Annotated in this window: 4 protein-coding genes; all 4 read left to right on the top strand. The window is 57.4% G+C overall.

Annotated features, from left to right (window positions below; translation table 11 throughout):
- The first annotated feature begins 121 nt into the window (after nucleotides 1-121).
- The 4 genes from RRF55_RS26875 (at nucleotide 122) to RRF55_RS26860 (ending at nucleotide 2,689) form a co-directional block, all read left to right on the top strand.
- A complete protein-coding gene (locus tag RRF55_RS26875) occupies nucleotides 122-349 on the top strand; it encodes a hypothetical protein (RefSeq protein WP_001568050.1) in 228 nt (75 codons plus the stop codon).
- Nucleotides 350-440: 91 nt separating this feature from the next.
- Nucleotides 441-671 (top strand): hypothetical protein, encoded by a 231-nt coding sequence (locus RRF55_RS26870; RefSeq protein ID WP_001568051.1) that lies wholly within the window; start codon nucleotides 441-443, stop codon nucleotides 669-671.
- Between the two features lie 51 nt (nucleotides 672-722).
- On the top strand, nucleotides 723-2,078 hold the full coding sequence (locus tag RRF55_RS26865; protein ID WP_439419192.1) for a DUF3560 domain-containing protein: 1,356 nt from the start codon (nucleotides 723-725) through the stop codon (nucleotides 2,076-2,078).
- 47 nt (nucleotides 2,079-2,125) lie between these two features.
- Nucleotides 2,126-2,689 carry a methyltransferase gene (locus RRF55_RS26860; RefSeq protein WP_004152756.1) on the top strand — a complete coding sequence of 188 codons (564 nt, stop codon included), beginning with the start codon at nucleotides 2,126-2,128 and terminating at the stop codon, nucleotides 2,687-2,689.
- Nucleotides 2,690-3,403 lie beyond the last annotated feature (714 nt).

The raw sequence follows: 3,403 nt of genomic DNA, 5'->3' as shown, positions 1-3,403 counted from the left end.
GGCTCTCAAACGGGTGAAGGTTATATCCAGGGGGCAGGTTCAGCAGGTCCCCGCACAAAGTCAAAACCGCGGCCCCGGCAACTCAACGGGTGATGTTCTTTAAAAATCAGGAAAAAGAAAAATGCAGGATCCTTCATTGCGAACGTATCGGATCGCATTTCTGGGAAGCAATGCCAGCGGCAATCTGCCGATGTTTACCCGGGTGCAGGCCACGACCGGAAAACGGGCGATAAAAGCGTTTATTGAACGCTGTGAACCCGTCAAAGGCTGGTTTCTGGGCGAACCGGAAGACATTACCGATCAGCTTAAGAAGGAGGAAGAAGAAGCGGGAAGCAAACCGCAGATATGAAAAAAGCAGGGTAAACCCTGCTTCTCCCACGCCGTAAAAATCGCACGAACGGTTTTTCCGGCTTCGTTAACTACCATAAGGAGTCAACTCTATGATCGTTTCTATTTTTTCACCTTCCGCAGGCGCTGTAAAGCCCCGTCGTCATTCGCGCATTCTGCGCGCAGATATCACCGCACCGGAGATTGATCCCGCTCTCAGAGCTTTCGGGCGTCATATCGCCAGAAGTCACCGCAAAGGGCGCGGTGTCCACATCCCCGCGATGAAAAATACCGCCCTCGGGCAGGTACTCCGCACGCTGGAACTGAAACGCGCATTTAACTGATGAGGTGAGCCGCCCCGCGAGGGGCGGCAACTGCAGGAAGGAGAAAACACAATGGCACCGACTACCGCACAGATCATGACGGAAAACACCGCAGGCCAGACTTACCGGGCAACCTATTCACCCGATGATAATAAATTGCGACTTTACGCATCATTACGGCTCGATGAAGAAACGTATTCCCTGATCAACAAAGCAGGCTTTCGCTGGGCGCCCAAACAGGAACTTTTTGTGGCGCCAGCCTGGACGCCGGGGCGGGAGGATGTCCTGCTTTCCCTCGCCGGTGATATCGAGGACGAGGACAGCACCCTGTTTGATCGCCAGGAGCAGCGCGCCGGGCGGTTCAGTGACTACAGTGACCGGCGGGCGGTTGAATCGGAGCAGGCGCTTGCGCATGTTGATTCGCTGGCATCGGATGTCCCGCTGGGACAGCCGATCCTGGTAGGCCACCACAGCGAGCGCCGCGCGCGCCGGCATGCGCAGAAAATTGAGAACGGCATGAAACGTGCGGTGATGCTGTTCGAGCGCGCCGAATACTGGGAACAGCGCGCGCAGGCCTCTCTGCGGCACGCGAAATACAAGGAGCGTCCGGATGTGCGTTACCGCCGTATCAAAAAAATCGAGGCGGAATTACGCAAGTCCCAAAAGCACATTGCCCGGTCTGAAAAGTATATGACGATGTGGCGTGCGCAGACGCTCGATCTGAAAATGGCGTTACTGGTCAGTAATTATGATCATATTCATGCCTGCTTCACGCTCGACAAATACCCCCGCCCGGCAGAGAAAAGCCAGTATGAGGGCTCGATGTCTCTCCATTCTGCCCTGTCTGAGGAGATCATTACTTTTGAACAGGCGCGTGATATTGCGATCCGCTGTCATGAGCGCACGATTAACCACCAACAGCGCTGGGTGAATCATTACCAGAACCGCCTGGCCTACGAACGCGCGATGCTCAATGAAAACGGTGGCGTTGTCACCCGAACACAGGAATTTGAACCAGGCGGGCAGGTACTGAGTCGGGGAGAATGGTTAACCATTCTCCGGGTTAACCGGAGTAAGGGGGAGGTGAGTTCAGTCGAAACGCCCGGTTATCGCTTTCTGGGCTACAGCGGCACGATGAAACTCACGCCCGACCGTATCACGGACTACAAAGCCCCGACAGCGGAGGAAGCCAGCAACGCGAAGAAAGCGGCGAAGCGCCCACCGATCGTCAATTATCCGGGGGAAGGGTTCCGGGAAATGACAAAAGCCGAGTGGGCGAAATTACCCGCTGATTATAAAGGCGTGCGGGGTGCTGCAGAAACCGAAACACACGGCGCCTATCGCTTCCGCCGGTGCATGACGCACGGTTGTACGCTCGTGAATGTGTATATCACAGACATGAAAACCGTTGAAATTCCGAAAAAATAACAGGAAGGCTCCCCGGCATCTTGCCGGGGAGGTCAGGGAGTACATTCATGCATCATGACCTTAAACACCGTATTCAGGCGATGCGGGACAAACTGGAAGGGCGCGCCCCTGTCGCTGAAATTCAGGGTAGCTCGCAACTTTTTGTCACCCCCTCCCCGGAATGTCGCCGGCTGGTTGAGCTGGCTGATGTCCGGGAAACCGATCGCATTCTGGAACCCAGTGCCGGAACGGGCGCCATACTGCAGGCGATCAGGGATGCAGTCCCCCGGGCGAAGTGTGACGCCGTGGAGCTGCACGCCGGGTTAGCCCGTCACCTGCAGGCGCATTTCCCGGAGGTCCGGATCTGGTGCGGAGATTTTCTCGAATATCATCCGGAGCGCCGGTATACCCGAATTATCATGAATCCGCCGTTTAATCGCGGTGATGATATCCGGCATATCCGGCGGGCATTAACTCTGCTTGAGCCTGGCGGGATTCTGACGGGCATATGTCTGGACGGGCCGCGTCAGCAAAAGGCGCTGGAGTCCCTGGCGGACGTCTGGGAGCCATTGCCGCGGGGAACATTCACGTATACCCAGGTAGCGACCGCCATTCTCAGAATAACCGTCTGATGACACGTTAAGCAGGCGGGGCACCTGTCCCCGTCTGGCCGCGCCTCGAAAGACCGCGCGCCTGCGGCGCCGGGAAAACCGGGCCGCGCTGACGCGCCGCCCGCATTTCCTTTCAGCGTCTTCCCTGTTTGCTGCCTGCTGTCTGTCTGCTTCCTCTTCTCCTCCCTGCTGTGATGTCTCTTTTTAACCCTTAAAGGCTTTAAAAGCACACCCATACTGGACACCTTCGGCTCCCGGCCAGCTGCGCTGTCCGGTCGTCGAGCCACACTCCGCTAACCGCGAAAAGACGCGGTAAGCTCCGCCGAACCCGCAAGCGGTTTCGGGCCTGGCGGCTAGTGTCTGATGTCTGACGTCAAGGTCAACGGCAGCGCTTGCTGCGACCGTCCCGGTCGCGCCGCTTTCACCGTGCCGGCGAAGGACTGCCGGCACTCTGCGGGGCAACGCCGTTTCGCGCCCGCGCTCTTCGTCGTTGCGGCGGGTGCCTGCTCCTTTCCCCTGGTACCCGTATCACCCGTTTGAGTCCATTCGCCGGGGCTGAGACAAGCACAACCCGTCTTGCTGTCCAGGGGACGGCAGGGCCTTTCGCAATAAATTTTTCCCGGCCATTCCGCTGCCGCTTCATTAGGCCGAAAAAAATTTCCCGCTCACCCCCGGACATCGGCACTGTTGCAAAGTTAGCGATGAGGCAGCCTTTTGTCTTATTCAAAGGCCTTA

Source organism: Klebsiella sp. K47, from assembly GCF_051858335.1.
Taxonomy (GTDB): Bacteria; Pseudomonadota; Gammaproteobacteria; order Enterobacterales; family Enterobacteriaceae; genus Klebsiella; species Klebsiella pneumoniae.
The sequence above is the reverse complement of the archived record's forward strand: the minus strand, read 5'-3'. Positions and strand labels throughout refer to the sequence as shown.